The sequence below is a fragment of the Parahoeflea alexandrii genome (assembly GCF_027214025.1).
Classification (GTDB): Bacteria; Pseudomonadota; Alphaproteobacteria; order Rhizobiales; family Rhizobiaceae; genus Hoeflea; species Hoeflea alexandrii_A.
This window is the reverse complement of record NZ_JAPWHB010000004.1, coordinates 1-25406: the sequence shown is the minus strand read 5'-3', so window position 1 is coordinate 25406 and position 25406 is coordinate 1. Positions and strand designations below refer to the sequence as shown.

The following is a 25406-nucleotide window of genomic DNA, read 5'->3' as shown; positions in this document are numbered from 1 at the left end:
TTAAGGTGAGCGCGCTCTCTAAATGCGTCACGTCAAAGTGAATCTGGACGGCAACAAATCTCCCACCGCACTTTTTCCACACCCTCCACCCCCATGCCATACTCCCCCGCACTCCCGCTGCCGGATGGATCGCGAACGTTTCGAGCCAGGCGGGAGGGAATGCCCGGGGCCGGGCGTGCTGACGTGGCGCGCGTGGCTCTGGGAGGCGGAGGCCATCGGGGTTCCGCTGGCGGCATCGGTGTTTCTTGAGGGCAGGTCCCGAGGACGCCGGTGGAAAGCCAGCCACCGGGCCGGGTTCGTTCCGCGTCCGCCTGATAAGGCGGGCGAGGGGCGTGTCACCGGGCCGGGCCTGTGGCGGACATGGCGGGCCGGAAACGGCATGCCAGGGTCCGTGCCGGAACCCACGCCAGACGCATGTTCCGCGGTCTGTCCGGATCGCGGCCGGGGCAACCCGGGCGGAGGGCCCTGAAGAGGGGCAGGTGGATAAGCCGGCTCCGGGACATGCAAGGCGCCGCCTGTCGGATGCCGGACAGCATCCGGCAAGTTCCGGGCCGCGCGCGATCAGCGCCACCCAGGTGCGGGACCGGCAACGATCCTGCATCACCCATACACAATCCCCAGAGGCACTGCCCGCGTGCGGCCCTCCGGACTGATCTTTCCCACACCCCGGCGGAAATTTTCGCGCGGGCGCGTTTGCGGCTGGCCAATGCCTGTCGTGACGCCAGAGCGGGATACAATTCCGGCAACCCACCGTCGTCATCCTCGGCCCCCGAGCCGAGGATCCATTCCGTGATCTCTCCGTCACTGCATTCGTTGAAGCATCACGGGATGGATCCTCGCCTCAAGGGCGAGGATGACGAATGGCAAGCGCATCCAGGGCGCAAGTGTTTCTCTAGTTATTCACCTTGCAGCCGCGGCGGCGTTCCTCGGCCTGGATCCGGGCGACGCGGCGCTGCTCGCTCGAACTCAGGCTCGGGTTCCGGGTCCAGCAATCGGCATTGTTGAAGGTGCGCTTGCCGAGATTCGAGGAAAAGCAGTAGCCGTTCTGGTCATAGATGGCGTTGCGCTCGTACCAGAGATCCCAGCAGCTGGCGGCAGACGCCGCGGGAACGAGGCCGGTGAGGCCGGCGACAAGGCCGGCAGCGGCGATCATCAGGGATGGTTTCATCTCAATCTCCTTTGCATTGGCGGCAAGGGCCGCCGTCTCCCCATCGGTATCCGCATGGCCGCGGCCCGCATTGATGCAAGTCAACGAATATGTCTGTCGTCCATCGTTTTGCGATTCTTGCCGGCGGCGCCGGCCAGTTACGCGGTCCGGTCATCGGGCGCCGGTTTAACCGGGCCGCGAGCTCTTGGCGGGCCTGCGGCGGGCGTGCCATCATGGGGCAAAGCACGAAAGGCAGCCCATGTCCGATATCGGCTCGATCTTTTCCACCTGGGACATCATCGCGATGATCCTCGCCGCCTGCGCGCCGGGATTTGTCATTGGCGCCGCTCTCGGGGCCTGGCGAAATCCGGGCCGCCGTCTTAGCAGCGCCACAGTCTTCGGCTTGACCGGTTTCGCGCTGGCCTTTGCCGGCTGGTGGCTCTATCTCACCGTGATCAAATGAGGCCCATGCACGTGATCCGACCGCTTTTTCTCGCCGCAGCCCTTCTGGCCGGCTCCATCGCCCTGGCGACCCCGTCGCTCGCCTGGGAGGCGGTCGAGCAGGTCAGGACCTATCCGGTCAGCGGCCAGTCCGGGCCGGAACTCTACAAGTCGATCGGCGAGAACGGGCCGGTGATCTCGGGCAGCCGCCGCACCATCGCCCACACCACCTTCAAGCTGACCTGGGGGCGCGATTACCGCGAGCGCCCCGACGGCAGCTGCGTCATTGCGCGCAATGTGCCGAAGCTGATCATCACCTACACGCTGCCCAAGCCGCTCGGGCCGGTGCCGGCCGGCGTGGCGTCGCGCTGGAAGCGGTTTTACGACGGGCTGGCGGCGCATGAGCGGGTGCACGGGCAGTACATCATCGAGATGGTGCAGGCGATCGAGGCAGTCAGCGTCGGGCTCTCCGCGCCCGCCGATCCGGGCTGCCACAAGGTCCGCGCCGAGCTGCAGACCCATCTCAAGCGGCTGTCGGACGAGCAGCGCGCCCGCGGCCGCGCCTTCGACCGGGTCGAGATGGGTGATGGCGGCGGTGTGCAGCAGCTGGTGCTGGGGCTGCTGACCGGCCGCTGAGCCGGCATTGCCGGGTCCGGGCGGCCGATTGCCCGGATGCCGGCTGCCGGATCATGGCAGCGCCTCGACGAGCCCGATTTGGCTTGCGGTGCCGGGTCGGGCTGCTAGGCTCGGGCGACCGTCTCCGGGCCAGAATCAGGACTTCGCATGACCGTACGCATCGCCACCTTCAACACCGAGAACCTGTTGAGCCGGTTCGATTTCTCCGGTTTCCGCAACGAGCTCAGGCAGGACCGGGTGGCGCAGCTTTACGATTTTGCCTCCGAGGCGCAGTACCACCAGGCCGAGATCGCCCGCGCCATCTCGCTCACCGATGACACAAGGCAGCTGACCGCGCTGGCGATCGCCGAGGCGGACGCCGATATCCTGTGCATGCAGGAAGTGGAAAACCTCGATACGCTGCACCGGTTCGAATATGGCTATCTGTTCAAGATGATCGGCGACGGCTACCGCCACAAGGTGCTGCTCGACGGCAATGACAGCCGCGGCATCAATCTCGCCCTGATGACGCGCGAGCAGACGCTCGACGGGGCAAAGATAGAGGTCGAGGCGGTGGCGAGCCACGCGCATCTGACCTACGAGGCGATGGGGCTCTACACGCCGGAGCTGGCCGAGGTGGCCAAGCCGCACGACAAGGTGTTCAAGCGCGATTGCCTCGAGGTCGACCTGAAGATCGGCTCGAAACGGCTCACCGTCTACGTGGTGCATTTCAAGTCGATGGGATCTCCGCGCAACGGCGTCGACGGCCGCACCCACACCATGGCGGTGCGGGTGGCCGAGGCGCGCGCGGTGCGCAAGATCATTTCGGAGCGCTTCGGACCCGACGGCGGAGGCAAGCGCTATGTGATTGCCGGGGACTTCAACGACTACACCGAGAAGCTTACGATCACCGGCGACCGCCGCAACGGCTACCGGTTCACGCCCGAGGACGCCGAGGACGGCGCGGTCCGGGTGCTGACCGTCGGCGGCTTTGCCGAAAACGTGGTGGCGCGGCGTCCCGAAATGGACCGCTGGACGCTCTACCACACCCGGGGGCCGGAGGAACGGCATCTGTGCCAGCTCGATTATCTCCTGGCCTCGCCGGCGCTGACGCGCTCGAACCGCGACCGGCTGCCCGACATCATCCGCGCCGGTCAACCGTGGCGGACGCTGTTTCCCGAAGGGCAGGAGGTCGACCGCTATCCCCGCACCGGCTGGGACCGGCCCAAGGCGTCGGATCATTGCCCGGTGGCGATGACCTTCGACCTGGTCTGAGCGCGATGGCCGCGATCCCGGAAAACCGCGTGTTCGGCATCGATGCGGTGCGGCTCCGGGTCGATTCGGCCGAGCATCCCTGGCGGATGGCCGAGCATGCGACGATCGAGGCGCACTGGGCGCGCGAGCAGGTGGAGCGGCCATGGCTGTTCAACGGCACGGTGATGATGCACCGCGGGCTTGCGCTCGAGGACGGGGCGATCTCGGGCGTCAGCCACCGGGCGCCCTATGCGGCGCTGCTGCACTGGGTCAAGTCCCAGCCCGAGGCCGATGCCTGGCACCTGTTCGGCTCGGCGGTGATCCTGTCCTCGGACGGGGCGATGATGCTGATCCGGATGGCGGCGAAGACGGCCAATGCCGGCAAGGTCTATGCGCCGGCGGGATCGCTTGATGAGAGCGACATCAAGGACGGAATGGTCGATGTCGAGGGCAGTATCTATCGCGAGGCGCGGGAGGAGACCGGGCTCGACCTCACACGGGCCGCGGCGGAGAAGCGGCTGTTGTGCTGGCGCCAGGGCGGCCGGGTGGCGGTGTTCCGAAGGTTCCTTCTGGAGGAGACTGCCGATGTCCTGGCCGGGCGGATCCGCGAGCATATCCGCACCGATCCGGAAGAGGAGATCGAGGACGTGGTGGTGGTGCGTGCGCCCGAGGACGCCGGTCCGACCGCGCCGCCCTACATGCAGGCGATGGTCGATTTTCATTTCGCGGCGCCCGCGTCCCGCAGTGGTTGGCAGCAGGCGGGAAATCGATAGGATGCGCTCTCGCGGCAATCAATGTTGCGCAGGCGGCAGTAGCAGAGGATGCACCAGGGCATGACCGAATACGCGATCTATGACGTTTTCACCGGAACCGCCCTGGCCGGCAATCCGCTGGCGGTGGTGTTTGACGCCGATCACCTGAGCGACGGACAGATGCAGGCGATCGCGCGGGAGTTCAACCTGTCGGAGACGGTGTTCGTGCTCAAGCCGGAGAATCCGGTTCACACTGCGCGGCTCAGGATTTTCACGTCCCAGCGCGAACTTCCCTTCGCCGGCCACCCGACCGTCGGAGCCGCCGTGGCGCTGGCCGACCGGCGGCTTGGAGGGACATTGCCGGCCAACGGAATAGACATGGTCAAGATGCTGGAGGAAAAGATCGGCCAGGTGCGCTGCGCGGTTCGGCTGCAGCCGGGCAAGGCCGGGTTCGCCGAATTCGACCTGCCGAAGCTTTCCCGCCAGCTCGATGTCGAGATCGAACCGGCCGACATCGGCGCCGCGCTGGGGCTCGATCCGCACGAGATCGGCTTCGAAAACCACCGGGTGTCGCTGTGGAGCGCCGGCGTGCCGTTCGTCATGGTTCCGGTACACGATCTTGCCGCCGCGGCGAAGGCCGATTGCAATGCATACGAATGGGAGCGCTTTGCGCCGATGGGGGACGGGCAGCTGGCCTTCGCCTATGTCTATTGCCGTGGCGGCGTCAACCACGCCGCATCCTTCCATGCCCGCATGTTCGCGCCGGGCGACGGCATGCCGGAGGACCCGGCGACCGGGTCCGCCGCCGCCGCGCTGTCGGGCGCGATTCATCATTTTGACGGGCTGCCGGAGGGCAAGCATGCGCTGGTGATCGAACAGGGCGTGGAAATGGGCCGGCCCTCGCTCATTCATCTGCATATCGACTGCGCCGGAACGGAGGTTTCCCACGTCCGGATCGGCGGGGAAGCGGTGCGGATCGCCGAAGGCAAGCTGATGATTTGATGCATCTTGTGCCGATTGTGAGGTGCAAGGTGCAGATGCAAAAAAAACAGTGTGGACAAGCTCCCTCATCCGGTCTATACGCCCCCTCGTTCCTGTCACGGAACAGGTGGGGCGCGTAGCTCAGTTGGTAGAGCAGCTGACTCTTAATCAGCGGGTCCACGGTTCGAGCCCGTGCGCGCCCACCATTTAATTCAAGGATATCAGTATCTTGATTGAGGCCCTGCGGGGCCTTTTTCTTTGGGTTTTTACAGGCCTGAAGATGTCTTTTACACTCTTGTGCTCGTGATGTTCACGTCTTGAACTGATCCCATGCGCTGGCCACAGCCTCTGATGCAAGGTGGTGGTGACGGATAATGGCCTCGGCCTCATCAGCGGAGTGGCCCGAAATCGCGGCGATGTCGGCGATCGGCAACTTGGCGACCCGGTGCAGCCAGGAGATGCCGGTGCCGCCCAGATCGTGGAATGTCACTCCGGTGATCTTCAGCCTTGCCATTTCCTTGCGCCAGCTCGCACGGAACCCGGTCGGCGTCCAGCGCTCGCCGAGGGAATTGACCAGCACCTTGGTTTTCGTGTCTTTCGAATTGCCGCTCCATCTTTTCTCACATTGGGCCGAAAGCGCGCTGTTCCAATACGTCCAGTTCTTTTTGATCTCCAATGGCGTTAATGCCAGCCTCCAGGGGCCTATATACGTGTGTGACCCACTTCGGGTGCGGCTCGCTTTTTAACGCTACCCATGGATAGGGGTGGCTCGGGAAAACTGCACAGCAGGTCAACTGCATCATTGCCACCTCACTGCTAAATTTGATTCCTTCGGTTGGAACATACCTCTGTCCACAATGCTCCAATCTCATGCAGGGTGTAAGCCTCTCCACCGAAGCCGGGAAAGCCCGCATTACCCCATGTGGAGACAGGAGGCGGTCAGTATAATTCTGCAACAGCGTCCGGTCAGAGCTCGGAACCAAACATCTGTTTTTCGCTGAATGCTCTGTTGAATATATTGTATCCCCAGAACAAGAGCGGTCGAGAGAATTCGTTACCCTGGTCAATAGAACTTGTCCTGTTCCCCATTAACATGACCCCTATCGGTGCCATTGCGGACCAGATTTGCAAGCCGGTGCCGACGCTGAATTATGCTTTGGAGGATAGAATGGCACTCAAGAACACATTCCGCATTTGTGTGGCGGCCGCTGTAATCTGGGCGACGGGAGCCCAAGCAGAAACGGTGCTGCGTTTCGGGCATCCCAATGTTGCCGGCGAGGTTTCAAGCAAACTTTATGACGAGTTCGTCGAGCGGATTGCCGAACGTACCGATGGCGAAATCAAGATTCAGGTTTTCCCCGGCGAGCAGCTCGGCAAGGAAACCGACATGGTCCAGCAGTTGCGAGATGGTGTGCTTGACATAACCGCAGCCTCGATGGCTGCCGCGAGTACGCTTGTGCCGGCTATGGAAATCCCCAGCACGCCGTTCCTGTGGAGCAACTGGTTTGAAGCCGAGGCCGTTATTTCCGGCGCGGCAATGCAGCCGGCCTTCGACGAACTTGAGGAAACTCACAACATCATTCCGCTGACCAAGATCTGGTACTGGGGATGGCGCAACTTCACTCTTTCTGAAAAGGGAGTACGCACTCCGGACGACATGAAGGGACTGAAGATCCGCGTGCCGGAATCGCCTGTCTGGGTCGAGATGATCCGTGGCATCGGCGCCGCACCGACGCCAATTCCGTTCAGCGACGTTTACACCGCGCTGCAGCAGGGCACTGTCGACGGTCAGGAAAATCCGATTCCCACGATCTATGCACGCAAATTTTATGAGGTTCAGAAGTACATCGTTCTGTCGCGCCATATGCTGCAGAACAATTTGATCCTGATGAACAAGCATTCGTTTGCCGCCCTTGAGCCGCGTCATCAGCGCATCATCCTGGAGGAAGTTGGCGCCGCCTCTGCCAAGATGACCCTGCTGCAGCAGCGGGCAGAGGAAGACATGCTGAAGGAAATCGTCGCCACCGGGAAAGTCACCGTGATCGATGATCCCGATCGCGCCGCTTTTGCCGAAAAGTCGACCGAAGCAGTCTTCACCGCGCTTTCCGAGCGTTGGGGTGAGGAGAACATCTCGCGGGTACGCACCACCATCAAGAGCATTCGCGAACAATAAATCATACGAACATGCCGGACCGCTTGACCCGGTCCGGCATTTTTCACCCACGCTGGGAGGCCGCAGTGAAGTTTGTTATCCATCTCGACAATTGCATTCATAGGATTGAACATCACTTGTTGTGGGTGTTGCTGGCCACGATTTTCGTCATCCTCACGGCCACCGTCTTCTGCCGATACGTGCTCGGAGCTCCGATCACCTGGACTGAAGAACTCCTGACGATGGTGTTTGTCTGGATGGTGTTCATCGGCGCCAGTTCGGCACTGTCGACCCATCAACATATCCGCATCGACTTCATGCTGCGCCTGCTTCCGGCACGGTTTGACAAACTGGCCGCAATTGCTGCGGTTTTCGTCTGCCTAGCAGTCTTCGCGGTGCTGTTTCACTTCGGCCTGAAGTATGTTCACACCACCTGGAACGACATGACCCCGATGATGGGCGTCACCTTCGGCTTCTACGCACTTGCGCTTCCGGTAACGAGCCTGTGTGCCGCGCTTCACGTCATTCGAATTTGCCTCGAAACGGGCGTTCGTGCGGCACTGCAGAGCAAGCTTGAGCAACAGAACGAAGTGGAAATCAGCGCATGATCGTTACCCTGGTTCTTGTGCTCGTTTTGATGTTGCTCATCGGTGTCCCGACCGCCTACGCGCTCGCGGCATCGGCAATTGCGGTGATCTGGCTTGAAGGCATTCCGCTGACGATTGCGGTGCAACGCATGACTTCGGGGCTTCAATCGTTTCCGCTGCTCGCCATTCCACTGTTCATTCTTGCCGGTACCTTGATGAACTCCTCCGGTATCTCGGAGCGCCTGTTCGCGCTGACCGGTGCGCTGGTTGGCCATATCCGTGGCGGCATGGCATATGTCAATGTTCTAACCAACGTCTTCATGTCGGGAATATCCGGTTCGTCGCTTGCCGATTGCGCCGCCACAACGCGCGTCTTTGTGCCCCAGATGGTCAAACACGGCTTCGACAAGGGCTTCAGCGTTGCACTGACCGCCTCGTCCGCTGTCCTGGCTCCGGTGATCCCTCCGTCCATCTTGCTGGTTATCTACGGCTGGCAGGCCAATGTCTCGATCGGCGATCTTTTTGTGGCCGGTATTGTCCCGGGGCTGGTGATTGCGATTGCGCTTCTGGGCACCGTTGCCGTCATAACCCGTCAACGCGGTTTTGGCCGTGGTCCGGACTTCTCCGGACGGGCCTTGCTCAACTCATTCTTCGATGCATCCTGGGCGCTGCTGATGCCAGTGATCATCATCGTCGGCTTCCGCATGGGCATTTTCACCGCAACAGAGGTTGCCGCGATCGCTGCCGGTTATGCATTTGTTGTCGGGCTGTTTGTCTACCGGACGCTGAGTTTTCGTGAACTGCCTGATATTTTTGCGGGTGCGGCACGTGACACGTCTTCGATTCTCATCATTGCCGCGACTGCCGCACCGTTCGGATGGATCCTGTCTGTCGGACAAGCCCCGCAGCAGATGCTGTCTTTCCTGACCGGTGTTTCGGATAATCCGTTTGTCATCCTGTTGCTGATCAACATCATCCTTCTGGTACTAGGCACCTTCATGGAGACGCTGGTGCTGATCATCATCCTGGTTCCAATCCTGATGCCGCTGATTCAGTCGCTGGGCATCGACCCGGTACATTTCGGCATCGTCATGATCATCAACCTCGTCATAGGCCAGTTAACGCCGCCGCTGGGCGTCTTGATGTATGTGACCTGCGGGATTTCGGGAACCAGCATCGGGGAATTCATCCGTGCGGTAAAACCGTTCCTGGTCGCCCTGATCATCGCGCTTCTGGTGATTACCTACATTCCCGCGCTCGCCTTGTATCCGACCATTTTGGTACGGTGATCGGGATTATACCGGCGCTTGGCTTTCCGATGACAGCCACGCCGCATCTGACAAAACAATGAAGGGGCGCTCTCGGAAATCCGGGCGCCCCTTTGTAACTTGAATTCCGCCGCGTGTGATATTGTGTTTCCCGCGGTGGCGGATGGAAGACCGAAACCCCTTTGGGACAGCAAGCCCGCGGGAGAGCCAGGGTCTCCGTCCGCCGTTCCATCGAACCCGAACAGTCGCCAGGGCCGCTTGCGCAAGCAAAGTCCGTTTAGGCAAGGATGGGATAAGATGGATATCATCGTGGGTATTGATGTCTCGAAGGATCGTCTGGATGTGCATGTCATGCCCGCGGGCGACAGCTTCTTCGTCTGCAATGGTCATGCTGGGATCGATGGCCTGTTGACGCGGCTCGCCGGGCTCTCCCCGCACTGGCCTTACATCATCAGCGCCGGAAGACCGGTCCGATCGAAACCAAAACGCCGTGCTTCCAAAGGGAGGCACGGCGTGATGATGATCATTATAGAGAAGAGCCGTGAGGTGAATATACCGGGCTTTCAGCCGGCGCGTTAGGCAACGGTGTTGTGCAAGCGTCCGATATTTTCGATCTCCACAACGATCTCGTCACCTGATTTCATCGGCCCGACACCCGATGGCGTACCTGTAATGATCAGATCGCCAGGCAACAGCGTCATGATGCTCGATACGAATTCAAAGATTTTGGTTATCGGAAAGATCATGTCACTGGTGTTGGACGACTGGCGCAACTCACCATTTTGCCAAAGCTTGATATCAACATTGTCCGCGTCGAGATCTGTTTCGATGCAGGGGCCGACCGGCTTGTAGGTGTCGAAGGACTTGGCGCGCGTGAACTGGCCATCGGCCCGCTGCAAATCACGATTGGAGACATCATTGGCGCAGGTGTAGCCAAGAATATGTTTCGCTGCGTCACTGGCGGCAACGTTGCGCGCGGTTTTGCCGACGACGATGCCGATTTCCGCCTCGAAGTCGACGCGCTGGGTTTGGCTGTCGAGTACAATTTCCTCGCCATCGGCGATGATGGCCGAGGGCGCGCACATGAACAACATCGGCTCAGCCGGTACGGGAACACCCGACTCCTTGGCATGGAGCGTGTAGTTCAAGCCGACGCAGACCAGTTTGCTCGGCGCCACCGGCGCAAGCATGCTGACGGACTCATGAGACAGTACCTGGCCGCTTTTGTTGATCGAATCGAAGGGTTGGCCGGAAAGGACAGCAATATTGTCGCCCTCCAGTATCCCGTAAGATGTTTTACCTTCATGAATGAAGCGGATGATTTTCATCTGTTTTACCTCAGAGTGGATCGCGTAAGGACGCGGAGGGGAAATAGGGTTGCATGGCCTCTCGGCTTGCAAGGATCGAATGCGCCGCATCGGGTATCTGAAAGGTTTCGACTGTGACGTAGCGGTCAAATCCGCTTTCTTGGACAGCCTTCATGGCGGCGGCGATGTCGTAGCTGCCATCACCAACCGGAAGCCGGTCTGAATCGGTGATGTGAAAATGCCAGAACAGATCGCCAGCCTCGCGTATGGCGTCACTTACCGTTTCTTGCTCGGTAATGATATGCGCCGTGTCCAGCATAACGCCAAGACTGGCAACGCCTAAGTCGCGAACGAACGCGCAGGTTTCACGCGTGGTCATGAGGCAGTTGGCGTAGTTGCGGTTCACGGGTTCGAGCACAATCGGCACCTCGGGAAAAGCACGCGCCGATGCCTCGATGGCCTCGCCGATCCAGTCGAGCGTCTGCTGGCTGGCGACGTCATCGCGGTAGCGACCCCGAAGCCGACCGATATTGACCATGGCGCCAAATTCTGCGGCCAGATCCATCGAGGCTTTCATCCGGTCTATTGCCTGCAGTCTGCGAAGTGGGTCGGGGTCGGCAAATGACAGTCCGTCCTGCCCGTAAACTTCGCCGGTACAGACGGCCGGCATATCCAGACCAGTAACGCGGATTGCATCTGCAAGGGTACGCCTGTTGATTTGTGCCGGGTTGCAGACAAGCAGTTCCACACCAGTGTAACCGGCGCTAGCTATGATTTCCAGCGTGGAGGCAATCGGACCTTGGATTGCTGTAACCTGCGCCGGTTCGACGTCAGGCGTTGCATACATGTAAGCAAGCTTCATGACGGCTGAAACCGAAAGTCGTTTTGTTCTGCAAGTTTCTGATGCATCACTTCCTTGCGGACTACGCTAACATTGGGAATGGCAAACTCCTGGATGTTGAAATACTCGGATTTGCCCTGCTTGCCATTGGCGACCTGCATCACCAGTTTAACGATCTCGTCGCCGACCTGTTTCAGCGACTTGGTGCCTTCGAGAACATCTCCGGCACTCAGATCGATGTCGTCCGCCATCGCCTGATAGGTCTCGTTGTTGGAACTAATCTTCAGCACAGGTGCAATGCAGGATCCCGTCGGGGTGCCCTTGCCCGTGGTAAACAGCACCATATGGGCGCCGCCGGCAACCTTGCCGGTCACCGAAGCGATGTCGAAGCCCGGCGTATCCATGATAACGACGCCCTTTTCCGTCGGTCGCTCGCCATATTTGACGATCTGCACGATCGGCTGCGTTCCCGCCTTGTAGATGCAACCCAGTGACTTTTCCTCGATGGTGGTAAGTCCACCCTCGATGTTGCCGGGCGAGATGAAGACGCCGCTGTCATCCTGGGTGGTCATCGACAACTCGATTTCATATTCTTTGATGAGCTTCATCAGATCCTGCTTAATCTGGTCGTTCTTGCCCCGCCGCCACAACACTCGCTCTGCGCCGACCATCTCGGTAATTTCTGAAAGAACCACAGTTCCGCCCGCGCCCACCAGCACATCAGCCGCCTCTCCAACTGCCGGATTGGCGGTCAGTCCGGAAAACGCATCCGAGGAGCCGCATTCCAGAGCAATGATCAGTTCGCTGACATCGCCCTCGTCTTGCGGTTCACTCGGGGTCTGTTTACGCAAGCGCTCCACAGTATCGATACCGGTGTCGCGCGTCGCGCGCGCGCCGCCCTGTTTCTGAACCACCAGCATTTCCACGGGCTTGCCTGTCGCCTTGATCGCTTCGGCGATGCGCAGGGCCGACGCGGTTTCGCATCCCAGGCTCAAGACCAGCACGGCGCCGACATTGGGATGACAGCCATGGCCAATGAATGTGTCTTCGGTGGTGGTGTTTTCCACAGCGTCGAAAGTGCAGCCGTAAGGATGCATGAAGGTCACAGCGCCGGTCTTTGTCGCGATGTCGAGCGCCACCCGATTGACGCATGAGACCGTGGGAATGACCAGGATATGATTGCGAATGCCGATTGAACCGTCTGTGCGGCGAAAGCCCTTAAACTTCATCATATCCATCTCCGTTTTCAATTGGATTTGAGTCGAAACGTCGGCCCTTTGCGCCACGGCAGTTGTGAATGTGGACCCAATGCCCGCCCTTGATGTCTGCCACGGCGACGCCGATCACTTCGCCATATTTGCAGATTTGTTCATTGGCAGCGATGTCGCGCAGCGCGATCTTGTGGCCACGGGGCACGCGCTCCTCAACCTGAAGCGGCGTACCGTTGCCAATGCCTGTAACCAGCACCGTTTCCGACGGCAACAGCTCGGCCGTTGCAGTTGCAACGTGGTCAATCTCTTTAATCTGAATGGCTGTCTTTTTCAAAATCAGACTCCGTGGGTTACATGAACAGGTGAGGCAGGAAGGTCGACAATTGTGGGAACAGGATCGTCAGAATCAGCACCAGCAGCATCGCCGCAAGGAACGGCAACACGGCTCGTGAGGCTTCGGCGAACCGGACATCGGCTATCTTCGCCGCCGTCATCAGGGTCACGCCCAGCGGCGGCGTATTGGCGCCGATGCACAAGTTGACGACGAACATGACGCCAAAATGTAGCGGGTCGATACCATATTGGACAACCACCGGCATCAGGATCGGGATCAGAATGATGATCAGCGCATTGCTCTCCATGAACGTTCCTAGCAGCAGCAGCAGGAAATTGAGCAGGATCAGGAAGGTCAAAGGATCCGGCGCAACGGCTGAAAAGACCCCCGTCAACTGTTGCGGAATCTGTTCGGTGGTGATGATCCAGGCGAACAGATGCGATATCGCCACGATCAATTGAACTGGCACGGCGATGCGTACCACCTTCATGCTGATCTCCATCATGTCGGAGATCTTGACTTCGCGATAAATCACCGCCGACAGCAGGAATGCATAGACCACAGCCAGCACCGCAGCTTCTGTCACTGTGACGATGCCACCCAATATGCCGCCGAGAATGATGACAGGAAGCAGAAGCGGCAACACTGAGTCTGACAACGCGGCGATTAATTCACGCAAGCCGGCTCGCTCGCCACCACCATAACCGCGGCGTTTGCTGATGATGAACGAGATGGTGATGAGCGCGGCTGCCATCAGAATGCCTGGGACAAGGCCGCCGATCAGGAGGCCGGCGATAGAAATATTGCCGGTAGCTCCAAGGATGACCATCGTCAGGCTGGGCGGAATGAGCGAAGCGAGGACGCCGCTACAACCCTGAAGGGCAGCAGCAAAGCCGGCGGCGTAGCGCTTGGCCTTCATCGCCGGAATCATGATCGAGCCAATCGCCGCCGTGTCGCCGATCGCCGATCCCGACAGCGCGCCGAACAGGGCGCTGCCACAGACCGTAACCGCGGCGAGTCCGCCTGCAATGTGCCCGATCACGGCATTGGCGAGACGCATCATCCGCTGCGTTATGCCCCCATGTTCCATCAGTACGCCGGCGAAGACGAACATCGGCAAGGCAAGGAACGGGTAGGAATAGATCCCAGCCGCTGATCGTTGCGCGACCAGTGCGAGATTGATGTCCATGAACCAGAGATAGGTAAGGCAGGAAAAGCCGATGGCAAAAGCGATCGGTACGTTGATGATGATCAATCCGAAAAGGAGGAGGAAGAGAACGAAACTCATTGTGCGACCTCATTTTTCGAAGTTCCGCGCAGCGCGTGAACAAGTGCCTCAAGAGAAACCAGCGTCAGCAGCCCACCGCCCAACAAGACGCCTATGTATTGCCAGCTTCCCGAGATCTTCAGTCCGGGCATCAGGGATTCCCAGGCCGTGTCTGCGATAATGAATGCGCCATAGGTCAGGGCGCAGTTGAAAATGAGGATCACAATCGCACCGAGTATCTGCATCAAACGCTTCAATCCGTCCGGCAGCAGATCAACAAACACGTCAATGGCGACATGCTCCTTGCGCTCCAGCATCAATGCCGAGCCCAGAAATGTCATCCACACCATCAGCAGCAGCGCCAGTTCCTCAGACCAGACAAGCGGCGCTTCCAGCAGATACCGCCAGATGATTTGCCCGAACATCACGCCGGTCATGGCCAGAAGCATCAGCATCAGCATCCACTCCGCCAGCTTGATGATGGTTTTTTTGATTGCAAGAAGAGGTTGACCCATGATTGATCTCGATCCGAGAGCGCTTGGGCGGAGTGCAACACCCCGCCCAGGACACTTGTTTTAATTAGAGTATTTGCGAACCAGATTGAGAAGGTCTTCACCGAAGACGCCCTCATATTTGTCCCAGACGGGCTGGACCTTTTCGTTGAACGCGGCCGAATCTGGCCGGGTCACTTTCATACCCGCTGCTTCGAGCTTGGCCAGAACTTCCTCGTCGCTTTTGCGAATCATCTCGCGCTCTTTTTCCTTCCAGATCTCGGCCTTTTCCAGAAGGATCGTCTGCTGTTCCCCGGTCAGCTTTTCCCAAGCCTGTTTGGAGATGGTCAGCACAGCCGAACCCCAGATATGGCCGGAAAGCGCGAGGTTTTCCTGAACTTCGTTGAACTTCGAAGCATAGATTGTCGCCAGCGGATTTTCCTGACCGTCAACAACCTTCTGCTGCAGCGACGTGAAGACTTCCGAAAACGCCATCGGTGTAGGCAGTGCGCCAAGCTCGCGGAAAGTGTCCAGGCGCAGCTCGGCTTCCGGAACGCGCAGCTTGATACCCTTCAGATCTTCCGGCTTATTGATTGGCCGCACCGAGTTGGTGATGTGGCGGTAGCCGCTCTCCCACCAGCTCAGCGTGTTGATGCTCTTTGTGGCAAGAATTTCGGCAAGCGCATCGCCGAGTTCGCCATCGAGAGCGGCATAGGCATGTTCGCGTGTCGCCCACGCATAAGGCAGTTCCTCGATGATCAGGCGCTTGTCGAGCACCTGAAGGGCACCAGTGCCGAAAAGACCCATCTCGACTGTGCCGAGTTGGAGGCCTTCAGCCATTTCGCGGTCGCCGCCGAGCTGCGAGCTTGGGTAGACTTGGATGATGACTTCATCGCCGGTTGCTTCGGCAACGTCCTTGGCCAGTCCTTCCAAAGCGATCTGCCAGGGGTGATCGGCCGCAAACACATGCCCGACCTTCAAGGTCGTTTCCGCCTGTGCCAAACCGGCGCCCATGACAATGCCGACACTCAACAGTCCGGCCATAAGTGATGCTGTTCTTTTTGATATGTACTGCATGTTCTCTCTTTTCTCCCGTTAAGGCTTGCTAAGGAACCGTTGTATGATTTGGCTGTATGTGTCGATCGCGCCCAGATAGGCGTCGATTGACAGATGTTCATCGGTTTGGTGTGCCTGTTCCGGATCACCGGGACCGAGGATGACGATGTCGCCGCCGATTTCGGCAAAGGCCGACCCATCGGTGAAGTACTGAGCGCCATGCACGGCGCCTCCATCGGGGGCCTTTTCAGAAAGGACCGACCGGCAGTCGGCAACGATTTTGGCGCTTTCCTTTGTTGACACACCGGTGAGATCAAGAATCGTTTCAACCTCGAACCGGACGCCTTCATCCTCGGCCACAATTTTTGCTGTTATCGCTTCGATTTGTGAGATGATGTCACGGTGGCTTTGGCCCGGAACCGTGCGGATGTCGATGGTTAACTGTGATCGGTCGGGAATGACATTGCAGCTTTTGCCACCGTTAAAGGAGGTGACAACGCAGGTCGGGTCAGACAACAGCGCCGAGGAAGACTTGCCGATCGGTACGGTCTTCAGGTGCAGGTAGAATAGATGCAGTTTTTCAACGGCATTGTTTCCCGCTTCAGGCATCGAGCCATGGGCGGTTTTACCAAAACACGTAATCCGCAACCACAACACGCCCTTGTGCTCTATCACAATCCGGCCGCTTGTCGGTTCAGCGATGATCATCGCATCGAAATGGGAAAGCTGCTGCTCGCGAACCATCGTCGACGCCCCGAGCGCGCCGATCTCCTCGGCATAGGTGGCGGCGAAAACCAGTTCGCCACACCATTGCGAAGGCGCCAACTGGCTGTGCCGCATGAATGCAAAGAGCAGGGCAATAAGGCCGCCCTTCATGTCGGCTGTGCCGCGGCCGTACATGCGGCCGTCTTCGATGACGCCGCCGAAAGGATTATGCCGCCACGGTGCATCACCAATCGGCACCGTGTCCAAATGACCGCTCAGCACCAGCCGGGGTCCCGGCGAACCACCGCGCAGGGTCGCGATCAAATTTGCCTGGACTTCATTTTCTTCAATGATGGTTGCCGTAATGTCGGCTGTAGCCAACCGCGCCGCAAGCATGCGCGCGAGCGCCAATTCGTTCCCCGGCGGTGAAACCGAGTCAAAACTTACGACCCGCTGGAGAAAGGCAAGCGCGTCACACTGTTCTGTACGCAAGGGGGAATGTTCACTCAATAAGCAGTCCTCCGAAATCTCCAGGAAGCCTACCGACGCGCCAGCAAAAAACTATTGACCAAGTCAATGAAAAGAGTTTTAGATATTTGTATCAAAGATACAAATAAAGTTCGCAGAAATTTGGCTACGAATTGCCGAAGGGGTTTGATTTTATGGCCTTAACCGTCGAGCAGGTCCTCGAGCTGCCTGCGATGCACGGCAGTGCATTACTTGCCGGCAAAAATGGAACGAATCGAATTGTCGAGACTGCGACGGTGCTGGATGCACCCGATGCTGTGCGCTGGCTGCGGGGCCGGGAACTTGTCCTTACGTCGACCTACCCGCTGCTTCAGTTGCGTCATGACCTAGACAAGTTTGTTCATGATCTGGTCGATCATGGCGCGTCCGGCCTCGGCCTCAAGCTGAACAGGTACATGAAGAGCGTTCCGCAGGAGATGATTGACTGCGCCAATGCCCTCGATTTCCCCATTTTGGTCGTTCCGGAAAATGCTGCCTGGGTCGAGATCATTACCCCCGTGATGTCGAGTTTCTTCGAGGCCCGCACACCACGGATGGCTCAGCCTGAGTTGCCGGGCGGACGTTTCGGCCAGATCATGTTGCCGGACGTATCTCTTGAGCAATTGCTTGATGAACTCAGCAAGTTGATGTCGAACCCGATCGTGGTGATCAGTCCGATGGACGGCCTGTCTCTCAGCGCACCACACAAAAGCGAAGCGGACATACAGGCCGCCCTGACCCTGCTGGAGGAAGACGGCTGGAAAAGCGAGTGCCTCGACCAGGCAAATGAGCTCCACCGGCGCACAGGCCGGGGCACGAGTGTTGTGTTCTCGTCCTATGAACGTGCCAATGGCATGATCGGCAACCTCGTCGTGGTGGAGAAGACACGGAGGCTTACCGGTGCGGATCTGGAAGATCTTGTTTATGCCAAGATGCTGATTTCACTCAAGATACGCCAGATACGAACCGACCAGAGCGTGATCTTTGAACGACAAAATGAATTCGTTCTTTCCTTGACTGACCGCAGTGTAGGCAGCCAGAACATTTCTGCGCTGACCTCACGCTACGCGGCAATCGGCAAGCGGCTTCATCCTCGTTATATCTGCATTATTATCGCCTTTCAGGACGTTGATACCGATCATTTCCGTGCTTTATCCAGCGCCTTGCGGGTGCACTTCACCAAATCTGACGGACCGATAACAGGGGTCATCAACAACGAGCATGTTGTTGTTATGATTCCGGAGGGCGACGACGAGATTTGCCGCCCCGACGCTTTGACCGAGCAGATCAATACACAGATGCGCAAGATTGGTGCGCATGCAGCGATCTGGTCTGCCGGAGTGAGTCAGATTACCGCGGTCAATCATTTCTATCGTGCATACGAACAAGCGAAACAGGCGCTGGACCATGGTCGCAGTGCAAACGGGGTTGGCGTGCACCTGTATGATGAAACAGGATTCTACCGCCTGTTTTCGCGCAGTTCCATGCAGCAGGACGTCCAGCGCTTTGTTCACGAATGGCTTGGCACGCTGATAGAGCATGACCAGAAGCACAAGGTGAATCTGCTCGAAACCTTTCGCACATTTCTCGACTGCGATACCAACTACCGTGAGACCGCGCGAACGTTGAACATACACCACAACACCGTGCGGTATCGCATTGCTCTGGTGGTTTCGATGACCAATAAAAACGCTCTGCAACCCAAGCTCAGGCTGCATTATCATCTTGCCCTGAAACTCCTGCCTCTGGTGTCGTGACTTTCGACTGTTCGTCAGCTGGTCTGTGCTCAGAGACCCAAGCTTGGACCGCCGGGCTTTGGAGTTTGACGTGAGACTGACGGGAGACCCGATTTTGGACCACCCGGCTGGGGACTTTCCCGGGAGTAACACTCTCGGCGGACCGGATGCGCCGGAGGCATTCGTGAGCGTTATCGGCGGCTTGTTGCCGATGGCGCTGTGAGGGCGAACCTCGTTGTAGTCTCTACCATTGCCCGGCAGTCGTTTGCTTGCAAACGATGAGAGGGGCCATTCCTCCATTTTATAAGTACGAGTACAACCGAGCTAAGCCCTGATTCCTAATAACCTCAAACTCTTAATCAGCGGGTCCACGGTTCGAGCCCGTGCGCGCCCACCATCTTTTTCAGATCATCCGCGTGATTGAAACGTCGTGACTGCGGCGGTCCGTGGCGGCAGGATATGCCGTCGGCGGGTAGCCGCAGCGCCCGGTTGTGCCGCTGCGGCGAGATGCCAGCGCGGAACGCTTGACAAGGGTGTCAGACAGGATCGTCCTGGGCGGACCAACAATACTCCATATGCTTGATTTCAAATTATCTTCTCCGCAGTCTATGATTCCGGCTCACAGGAGGATGCTGCAAGCCGTGGACCAGGTTCCCGTCGCCAGCCCGTTGAAGCCTGACGGCATGGATTCCTTTTATGGACCGTGTTGTTTTCTTTTGGTTTTTCGGAAATTCTATTTTGAGTGGTAACATGTTTTTTTGTAACGTCATCCATAAGTCGCATATAATTTTATGTTTATCAGTAAATAGTGAGTTCAAAATATCGAATATATTATGTAATAAATCTTATTATTTCATAATGATCTCAAATTTAAATTTGATATATACATAATTCTCCTGAGTTATTCTAAATTTAATGAAATATTATATGGAAATAAATCGCGCATAGACAAATTTGTTTATCGATTTTGTTTTGTATCTTAGTCTTAGCTAATAGATTGATGCTGTGTCAAAAACGCAACAGGCCGGTTTGTGTTGGTCGAGTGCTTAAGGATTTGTAATTTCATGACTCGCGTCAGTCGGGGCAATTGTGTAACAAGCAATCATCGGATGTAGGGTTTTGGGGTCGAGATGATTAAATCGCTTTTGTATTCATGCTGTTTTTCGATCGGATTCAGCGCTCTTGTCGCATTGCCGGCGAGCGCGCTGACTTTGAAGGAAGCGGTTGACGAGGCGCTGCGGTCCAATCCCGAGATCCTGTCTTCGGCGGAGAACCGCGAGGCGGTGGAGTTCGAGCTCAGGCAGGCCCGCGGTCTTTACCTGCCGACGCTGGATCTTGAGGCCTCGGTCGGAAGCCGCAAGCTCGACAGCCCGGGCCGCCGCCGGCTCGGCACCCAGGATGATGCGCTCGATTCCTCCGATGTCGGGCTGACCTTCAGGCAGACCCTGTTTGACGGCGGCGCCCGCCGCGCCGAGGTTGAGCGCCAGGCGGCCCGTGTCGACGGCGCCTCGTTCCGCGTTTCCGAGCGATCGGAAGCCATCGCACTGGCCGTCACCCAGGAATATTTCGAGATCCTGCTGCAGGCGGAGATCGTTGCGATTGCGCGCAAGAACGCCAACGTGCTTTCGGGTATTGTTTCCGATATCTCGTCGGGGGTTTCCGGCGGGACGCTGACCTCGGCCGACCGCACCCAGGGCCGCGAGCGGCTCTTGTCGGCGCAGGCGCGGCTGAAGGAGGCCGAAGAGGACCTGGCGCAGGCGCAGATCCGGTTCCTGCGGCTGGTCGGCGTCAAGCTCGGCTCGATGAAGTATCCGCCGTCGGTGGCCAAGGCGCTGCCGCGCAGCGCCGCCGAAGCCATTGACATTGCCCGGCGCCAGAGTCCGCGGATTGCCGCCGCCGGCGCCGATGTCGATGCCGCGGACGCCTACGCCCGCGGCGCCAAGGCCGCCTATCTGCCGGTGATCTCGTTCGAGGCGAAGGCCCGCGTCGGCCGGGATATCGACGGCGCGGAAGGCCGGACCTCGGATCTCGAGGCCAAGGTCGTCGCCCGCTGGAACCTCTACCGCGGCGGCCGCGACCAGGCCGCCGAACAGGAACGCATCCGCCGCGCCGGCCAGGCCCGGATGGACAATGCGCTGGTGCATCGCGAGGTGCAGGAATCGATCCAGTCGGCCTGGGACAAGCGCTCCAAGCGCGCCCAGCAGGCAGCGCTGCTGCGCGAGCAGGCCTCGGCCTCGGGCTCGCTGGTGTCGTCCTATCGGGACCAGTTCCGGGTTGGCGAGCGTTCGCTGCTGGACGTGCTGAGCGCCCAGAACACCCGTTTCAACACCGAGGTTCTGGCCAAGACCGCGCAGTATGCCGCGGTCTATGCCGATTACCAGGCGCTGGCCGCCATGGGGTCGCTGGTGCGCGCCTTCAATCTCGAGAGCGCGCCGCAGGCTGAAGCCTATGCGCGGGAAGAGTTCAAGGCCGTCTCGCACGAGGAAGCGCCGGTGTACAGCCGGCTGCCGTCACGGCAGGTGAACGGCGCGCCTTTCGATCTGCTCGCCCCCGTCAGGAAGAATTGATTCTTTCCTGTGTGCGGAGGGAGATACAGATCGGTGAGCGGCGATGAACTTCAACGATGCTTTCCGTGAGATAAGCGTTCATTTCGAGCGTAGCGGTTCGGCGACGGTCCTGTATTCCGGAATCCCCGACGATCAACTCGAAGCCGCCGACATCGAGACCGTGCGCGAAGTGTCGAATCGCATCGGCCTGGACGTCTCGAAGATCCACCTGGCTGACCTCTTGGGCGGCAACGCCGACCTTCCGGCGCTGGTCAGGACACGGGACGGCGGCTTCATTCCCGTGTTTTCCATCAATGACGACGGAACCTTCGTCTGCAAGGAGGCGGTCGGAGATATCGCGTCGGAAAGTGTCGATCTGCGCGGCAAGGTGGCAGAGCTTGACGCCACGGTGCTGGATTTCAAGAAAGTCTATCTCAACAACCGCGACGAGACCGGCGCGCTGCATGTGGGCAGGATCGAGAAGCAGCATTGGCTGTTTGCGGCTGCGCGGCCCTACTGGCGTTCGTTCGTCCGCGTCGGCTTTGCGGCGCTGTTCATCAACATCCTGGCATTGGCTTCACCGCTGTTCGTGATGAATGTCTACGACCGGGTGCTGCCCAACGAGGCGATATCGACGTTGTGGGTGCTTGCCGTCGGCATCAGCGTCGCCTTCCTGTTCGACTTCCTGCTCAAGTTCGCCCGTGCCTCGCTGATTGACTATACCGGGCGGAAGATCGACCTGAAGATCGCCTACATACTGTTCCAGAAGGTGATGAATACCTCGCTGTCGGCGCGCTCGATGTCGACCGGGGAATATGTCAGCCGCGTGTCGCAATACGAGTTCGTGCGGGAGTTCTTCACCTCCAACACGATCGCAACGATGATCGACACGTGTTTCGTGTTCATTTTCATCGCCGTGGTCTATTCGATCGGCGGCCCGCTGGCCTATGTGCCGGCCGTGGCGCTGATTGCCGTGACAATCATCGGGCTTGTGGCGCAGGCGCTGATCAGCCGCAGGGTTGCTGCGGCCGCCAATGAAGCCGCGCTGCGGCAGTCGATGCTGGTCGAGACGATCTACACGACGGAAACCGTCAAGGGGCTCAGGGCCGAAGGCCTGCTGCTCAAGCGCTGGCGCGACCTGACCATCAACAGTTCGGCCACCAACGAGCAGATCAAGAGCATCTCGGCCTTCGCCGTCAACGCGACTCAATTCGTGCAGCAGCTGGTGACCGTCGGCATCATCCTGGTTGGCGCCTACCTGTTCCGCGAAGGCCACGTGACCACCGGCGCGATCATCGCCTCGGTGATCCTGTCGGGCCGGGCGGTGAGCCCGCTGGGACAGCTGGCGATGACGCTGGCGCGGTTCCGTCAGGCGCTCTTGTCTCTCCGGATCCTCGACAAGATCATGGAGCAGCCGGAGGACACGCCGGAGACTTCGGGCTTCGTCAACCGGGTCATCACTCGCGGCGATATCGCCTTCGAGAATGTGCATTTCCGCTACCCGCAGGCCGACCAGGACGCACTCGACGGGCTGTCGTTCTCGATCCGGGCCGGCGAGAAGGTCGGCATCATCGGCCGCATCGGCTCGGGCAAGACCACCATCGGCCGGCTGATGTCGCGGCTCTACCAGCCGCGCGAGGGCAGGGTGCTGATCGACGGCATCGACATGCAGCAGTTTCACCCCTCCGAAGTGCGCTCGGCCGTGGCCGTGGCCGGCCAGACCAGCGACCTGTTCTCGGGCTCGGTCAAGGACAATTTGCTGATGGGCAACCCGAACGCCTCGGACGAGGAACTGATCGAGGTCTCCCGCAAGGTCGGAATCGAATCCTTTGTCGCGCGGCATCCGCGCGGCTTCGACATGCAGGTCGGTGAAAACGGCAGCAACCTTTCGGCCGGCCAGAAGCAGTCGGTCGCCATCGCCCGGCTGCTGCTGGCCTCTCCGAAGATCATCTTTCTGGACGAGCCCTCGGGGGCGATGGACCTGGCGAGCGAACGGCACCTGATCGGCTGCCTGCGCCAGGCGATCACGCCGGAGGTGACGTTGGTGCTGTCGACGCACCGCTACAGCATGCTCGACCTGATCGACCGGCTGATCGTCATCGAAAACGGCAGGCTGATTGCCGATGGTCCCAAGGATCAGGTGATCGCGGCCCTGCAACGCAAATCGACCGGGATCCAGTGATGCGAGCGATGGAGCAAGATACACCGCCGGTCATGTCGCGCTACATCGTCTGGGTCTGCCTGTTGCTGGTGGTCAGCTTCGTGGCCTGGGCGGCGTGGGCGCGGGTTGACGAGATCGCGCGCGGCGACGGCAAGGTCATTCCGCTGTCGAAAACGCAGATCGTGCAGTCGAGCGAACCCGGCGTCGTGCAGGAAATCGCGGTGACGATCGGCCAGCTGGTCAACAAAGGCGACCTGCTGGTCCGGCTCGACAGTTCCGGCAACCTGGCCTCGCTCGGAGAATCGCAGGCCCGCTACGACGCGCTGCAGGCGCGGATCGCACGGCTGGAACTGGAGATCGACGATCTGCTCGATACCGATTTCGTCTGCCCCGAACAGACAAGGCGGGTGTCGCAGGGCATCTGTGACAACGAGGCCAGCCTTTTGGATGCGCGGCGCGAAAACTATGTCAACAAGCTGCAAGTACTCGAGGCCAGGCGCCAGCAGCGGCTGGACGAAATTGGCGAGGCCCGCTCCAATATCGAGCAGACCGATCTGGTCATCAAGGCGATGCTCAACGAACGCGACAAGATCGCGCCGCTGGTGGAGCGCAAGCTGCATCCCGAAATCGACCTGTTGCGGCTCGATCGCGAGATCGCCCAGCAACAGGGCCAGCGGGAAAACGTCAACCAGAGCCTGAAACGGCTCGAGAGCGCGCTTCGCGAAGCGGAACTGCAGGTTCAGGAACTCGATTCGCAGTTTAAGCAGGAGGCCCGCCGAGAACTCGGAGATACGCTCGCCGATGTCAGCGTGCTCGAGGCAACGCTGACCGGTGCCCAGGACCGGGTTCGCCGCACCGACATCGTCTCGCCGGTCGACGGCATCGTCAACACGATGGAAGTCAACACCATCGGCGCGTTCCTGCAGCCTGGCTCGGTGGTTGCCGGGGTCGTGCCGGTGACCGACACGCTGCTGGTCGAGGCGCGGATCTCGCCCAAGGACGTGGCCTTCGTGCAGCCGGGACAGAAGGCGCTGGTCAAGCTCACCGCCTATGACTTCTCGATCTATGGCGGTCTCGAAGGCAAGGTTTCCAACGTCTCGGCCGACAGCATCGTCAACCCGGAAACCGGTGAGACCTACTACCAGGTGCTGGTCCAGACCGGCGATTTCCAGCTCGGCAAGGGGGCCGTTAAACATGCCATCCGGCCCGGGATGATCGCGTCCGTCGAAATCCTGACCGGCGAAAAGTCGGTGCTCGACTATCTCATCAAACCACTCAGCAAAGCACGCTACGAGGCCCTGACAGAGCGATAAACGTTCCTGCAAGAAAGCTACCCATGACGTCCGATCCAGATCCGTTCAAGCCACATTTCAGGGCGATCAACTCCGGCGGCAAGCGCCGGGGCTTCCGCCTGGAAGGAGTGTTCTGGAAGGCGCTGGAAACCGTTACCAGGACTGACGGGATCTCGGTGGCGGACTATGTGTCCAGGCTCAATGACAACAAGACCGGTGAAAACGGCCTGAGTTCGTATCTTCGGGCCTCGATCATGCACCGGGTGCTGGAACAGCACGAAAAGTTGCGCGAGCGTTTCAGCAAGTTCAATTCCAGAACCATCGTCGCAGCCTGTCCGGTGCCCGGCTTCATCATCTCGGTGGACAAACGTATCCTGTTCCAGAACAGCGGGTTTTTGATGTATCTGCAGACCCGGTTTGCCGGGCTCGACACTATGGAGGCGCTGAGCAACATCAAGCTGACGCTGGAGACGCCCTTGATCGACCTGATCGAGGAGATGAAGCGGGACGGCAGCCGTCCGAAATACACCGGTTTTACGGTCGGTTACGGCGAGCGGCGGATACGCGGACGGCTGAGCATGGCGCTGGCCCCGGACATGGACGACCCGCCGGCGGCGATTGCCTTCGTTTCCGGTCCGACCTGAGCGGCTGGCCTCAAGGGCTTGAGGCGAGCCTTGTGTTTCAGAAGCCTGCGCCGGGGGCGATGCTTGCCATGTTCTTGAGCGATGCGGTGAGGTTCTGCTTGCCGCCCTTGT

The 25406-nt window shown here is 59.4% G+C and carries 23 protein-coding genes, 1 tRNA gene and 1 pseudogene; 15 read left to right on the top strand and 10 right to left on the bottom strand.

The window, feature by feature from the left end; translation table 11 throughout:
• Positions 1–892: 892 nt before the first annotated feature.
• Positions 893–1168 (bottom strand): YARHG domain-containing protein, encoded by a 276-nt coding sequence (locus O4H62_RS13735; protein ID WP_269388668.1) that lies wholly within the window; start codon positions 1166–1168, stop codon positions 893–895.
• A 238-nt stretch (positions 1169–1406) separates the two neighbouring features.
• On the opposite strand from O4H62_RS13735, the gene O4H62_RS13730 reads away from it, so the two are divergent.
• The 6 genes from O4H62_RS13730 (at position 1407) to O4H62_RS13705 (ending at position 5396) form a co-directional block, all read left to right on the top strand.
• The gene (locus tag O4H62_RS13730; RefSeq protein ID WP_269388666.1) at positions 1407–1610 is read left to right on the top strand and encodes a hypothetical protein; all 204 of its coding nucleotides are present in this window, start codon (positions 1407–1409) and stop codon (positions 1608–1610) included.
• A 5-nt stretch (positions 1611–1615) separates the two neighbouring features.
• Positions 1616–2224: a DUF922 domain-containing Zn-dependent protease gene (locus tag O4H62_RS13725; RefSeq protein ID WP_430538436.1), complete on the top strand. Its 609-nt coding sequence runs from the start codon at positions 1616–1618 to the stop codon at positions 2222–2224.
• A 147-nt stretch (positions 2225–2371) separates the two neighbouring features.
• Positions 2372–3478 (top strand): endonuclease/exonuclease/phosphatase family protein, encoded by a 1107-nt coding sequence (locus O4H62_RS13720; RefSeq protein ID WP_269388664.1) that lies wholly within the window; start codon positions 2372–2374, stop codon positions 3476–3478.
• Positions 3479–3483: 5 nt separating this feature from the next.
• Positions 3484–4230, top strand: coding sequence for an NUDIX hydrolase (locus tag O4H62_RS13715; protein ID WP_269388662.1), 747 nt, complete (start codon positions 3484–3486; stop codon positions 4228–4230).
• Positions 4231–4290: 60 nt separating this feature from the next.
• Complete coding sequence (locus O4H62_RS13710) at positions 4291–5211, top strand: PhzF family phenazine biosynthesis protein (protein ID WP_269388660.1); 921 nt, start codon at positions 4291–4293, stop codon at positions 5209–5211.
• A 109-nt stretch (positions 5212–5320) separates the two neighbouring features.
• Positions 5321–5396 (top strand) — tRNA-Lys (locus tag O4H62_RS13705).
• 104 nt (positions 5397–5500) lie between these two features.
• On the opposite strand, the gene O4H62_RS13700 is transcribed toward O4H62_RS13705, so the two are convergent.
• The gene (locus tag O4H62_RS13700) at positions 5501–5866 is read right to left on the bottom strand and encodes a hypothetical protein (protein ID WP_269388658.1); all 366 of its coding nucleotides are present in this window, start codon (positions 5864–5866) and stop codon (positions 5501–5503) included.
• Positions 5867–6199: 333 nt separating this feature from the next.
• Between O4H62_RS13700 and O4H62_RS13695 the strand changes: the two genes are divergently transcribed.
• From O4H62_RS13695 to O4H62_RS26515, 4 genes and pseudogenes are all read left to right on the top strand, one after another.
• A complete protein-coding gene (locus O4H62_RS13695) occupies positions 6200–7363 on the top strand; it encodes a TRAP transporter substrate-binding protein (RefSeq protein WP_269388656.1) in 1164 nt (387 codons plus the stop codon).
• A gap of 11 nt (positions 7364–7374) precedes the next feature.
• Entirely contained in the window at positions 7375–7950 is a 576-nt protein-coding gene (locus O4H62_RS13690; protein WP_269388654.1) for a TRAP transporter small permease, read from the top strand.
• Positions 7947–9218, top strand: a complete 1272-nt coding sequence (locus O4H62_RS13685) for a TRAP transporter large permease (RefSeq protein WP_269388653.1) — start codon at positions 7947–7949, stop codon at positions 9216–9218. Before O4H62_RS13690 ends, O4H62_RS13685 begins: the two co-directional genes overlap by 4 nt.
• Positions 9219–9494: 276 nt before the next feature.
• Positions 9495–9620, top strand: a pseudogene (locus O4H62_RS26515) (IS110 family transposase); the annotation flags it as partial.
• A gap of 152 nt (positions 9621–9772) precedes the next feature.
• Here O4H62_RS26515 and O4H62_RS13675 read toward each other — a convergent pair.
• Genes O4H62_RS13675 through O4H62_RS13640 form a run of 8 tightly spaced genes read right to left on the bottom strand, consistent with a single transcriptional unit; the run spans position 9773 to position 16919 of the window.
• Positions 9773–10525: a fumarylacetoacetate hydrolase family protein gene (locus tag O4H62_RS13675; protein WP_269388652.1), complete on the bottom strand. Its 753-nt coding sequence runs from the start codon at positions 10523–10525 to the stop codon at positions 9773–9775.
• 10 nt (positions 10526–10535) lie between these two features.
• A complete protein-coding gene (locus O4H62_RS13670) occupies positions 10536–11366 on the bottom strand; it encodes a sugar phosphate isomerase/epimerase family protein (protein WP_269388650.1) in 831 nt (276 codons plus the stop codon).
• Entirely contained in the window at positions 11363–12577 is a 1215-nt protein-coding gene (locus tag O4H62_RS13665; protein ID WP_269388648.1) for a UxaA family hydrolase, read from the bottom strand. Before O4H62_RS13665 ends, O4H62_RS13670 begins: the two co-directional genes overlap by 4 nt.
• Positions 12564–12890: a UxaA family hydrolase gene (locus O4H62_RS13660; RefSeq protein WP_269388646.1), complete on the bottom strand. Its 327-nt coding sequence runs from the start codon at positions 12888–12890 to the stop codon at positions 12564–12566. Before O4H62_RS13660 ends, O4H62_RS13665 begins: the two co-directional genes overlap by 14 nt.
• A gap of 16 nt (positions 12891–12906) precedes the next feature.
• A complete protein-coding gene (locus O4H62_RS13655) occupies positions 12907–14178 on the bottom strand; it encodes a TRAP transporter large permease (protein WP_269388644.1) in 1272 nt (423 codons plus the stop codon).
• On the bottom strand, positions 14175–14672 hold the full coding sequence (locus O4H62_RS13650) for a TRAP transporter small permease (protein WP_269388642.1): 498 nt from the start codon (positions 14670–14672) through the stop codon (positions 14175–14177). The genes O4H62_RS13655 and O4H62_RS13650 overlap by 4 nt, the downstream gene beginning before the upstream one ends.
• A gap of 60 nt (positions 14673–14732) precedes the next feature.
• Positions 14733–15692 (bottom strand): DctP family TRAP transporter solute-binding subunit, encoded by a 960-nt coding sequence (locus O4H62_RS13645; protein ID WP_269388637.1) that lies wholly within the window; start codon positions 15690–15692, stop codon positions 14733–14735.
• 51 nt (positions 15693–15743) lie between these two features.
• Positions 15744–16919 (bottom strand): M20 family metallopeptidase, encoded by a 1176-nt coding sequence (locus O4H62_RS13640; protein WP_269388635.1) that lies wholly within the window; start codon positions 16917–16919, stop codon positions 15744–15746.
• A gap of 152 nt (positions 16920–17071) precedes the next feature.
• On the opposite strand from O4H62_RS13640, the gene O4H62_RS13635 reads away from it, so the two are divergent.
• The 5 genes from O4H62_RS13635 to O4H62_RS13615 all read left to right on the top strand — a co-directional run bounded on the left by O4H62_RS13635 (position 17072) and on the right by O4H62_RS13615 (position 25295).
• Complete coding sequence (locus O4H62_RS13635; protein ID WP_269388633.1) at positions 17072–18673, top strand: PucR family transcriptional regulator; 1602 nt, start codon at positions 17072–17074, stop codon at positions 18671–18673.
• Positions 18674–19863: 1190 nt separating this feature from the next.
• Complete coding sequence (locus O4H62_RS13630) at positions 19864–21219, top strand: TolC family outer membrane protein (protein ID WP_269388631.1); 1356 nt, start codon at positions 19864–19866, stop codon at positions 21217–21219.
• Between the two features lie 43 nt (positions 21220–21262).
• Complete coding sequence (locus O4H62_RS13625) at positions 21263–23380, top strand: type I secretion system permease/ATPase (protein ID WP_269388629.1); 2118 nt, start codon at positions 21263–21265, stop codon at positions 23378–23380.
• A gap of 8 nt (positions 23381–23388) precedes the next feature.
• Positions 23389–24672 carry an HlyD family type I secretion periplasmic adaptor subunit gene (locus tag O4H62_RS13620; RefSeq protein ID WP_430538435.1) on the top strand — a complete coding sequence of 428 codons (1284 nt, stop codon included), beginning with the start codon at positions 23389–23391 and terminating at the stop codon, positions 24670–24672.
• A 23-nt stretch (positions 24673–24695) separates the two neighbouring features.
• Positions 24696–25295 carry a ribbon-helix-helix domain-containing protein gene (locus tag O4H62_RS13615; protein ID WP_269388624.1) on the top strand — a complete coding sequence of 200 codons (600 nt, stop codon included), beginning with the start codon at positions 24696–24698 and terminating at the stop codon, positions 25293–25295.
• Positions 25296–25406 lie beyond the last annotated feature (111 nt).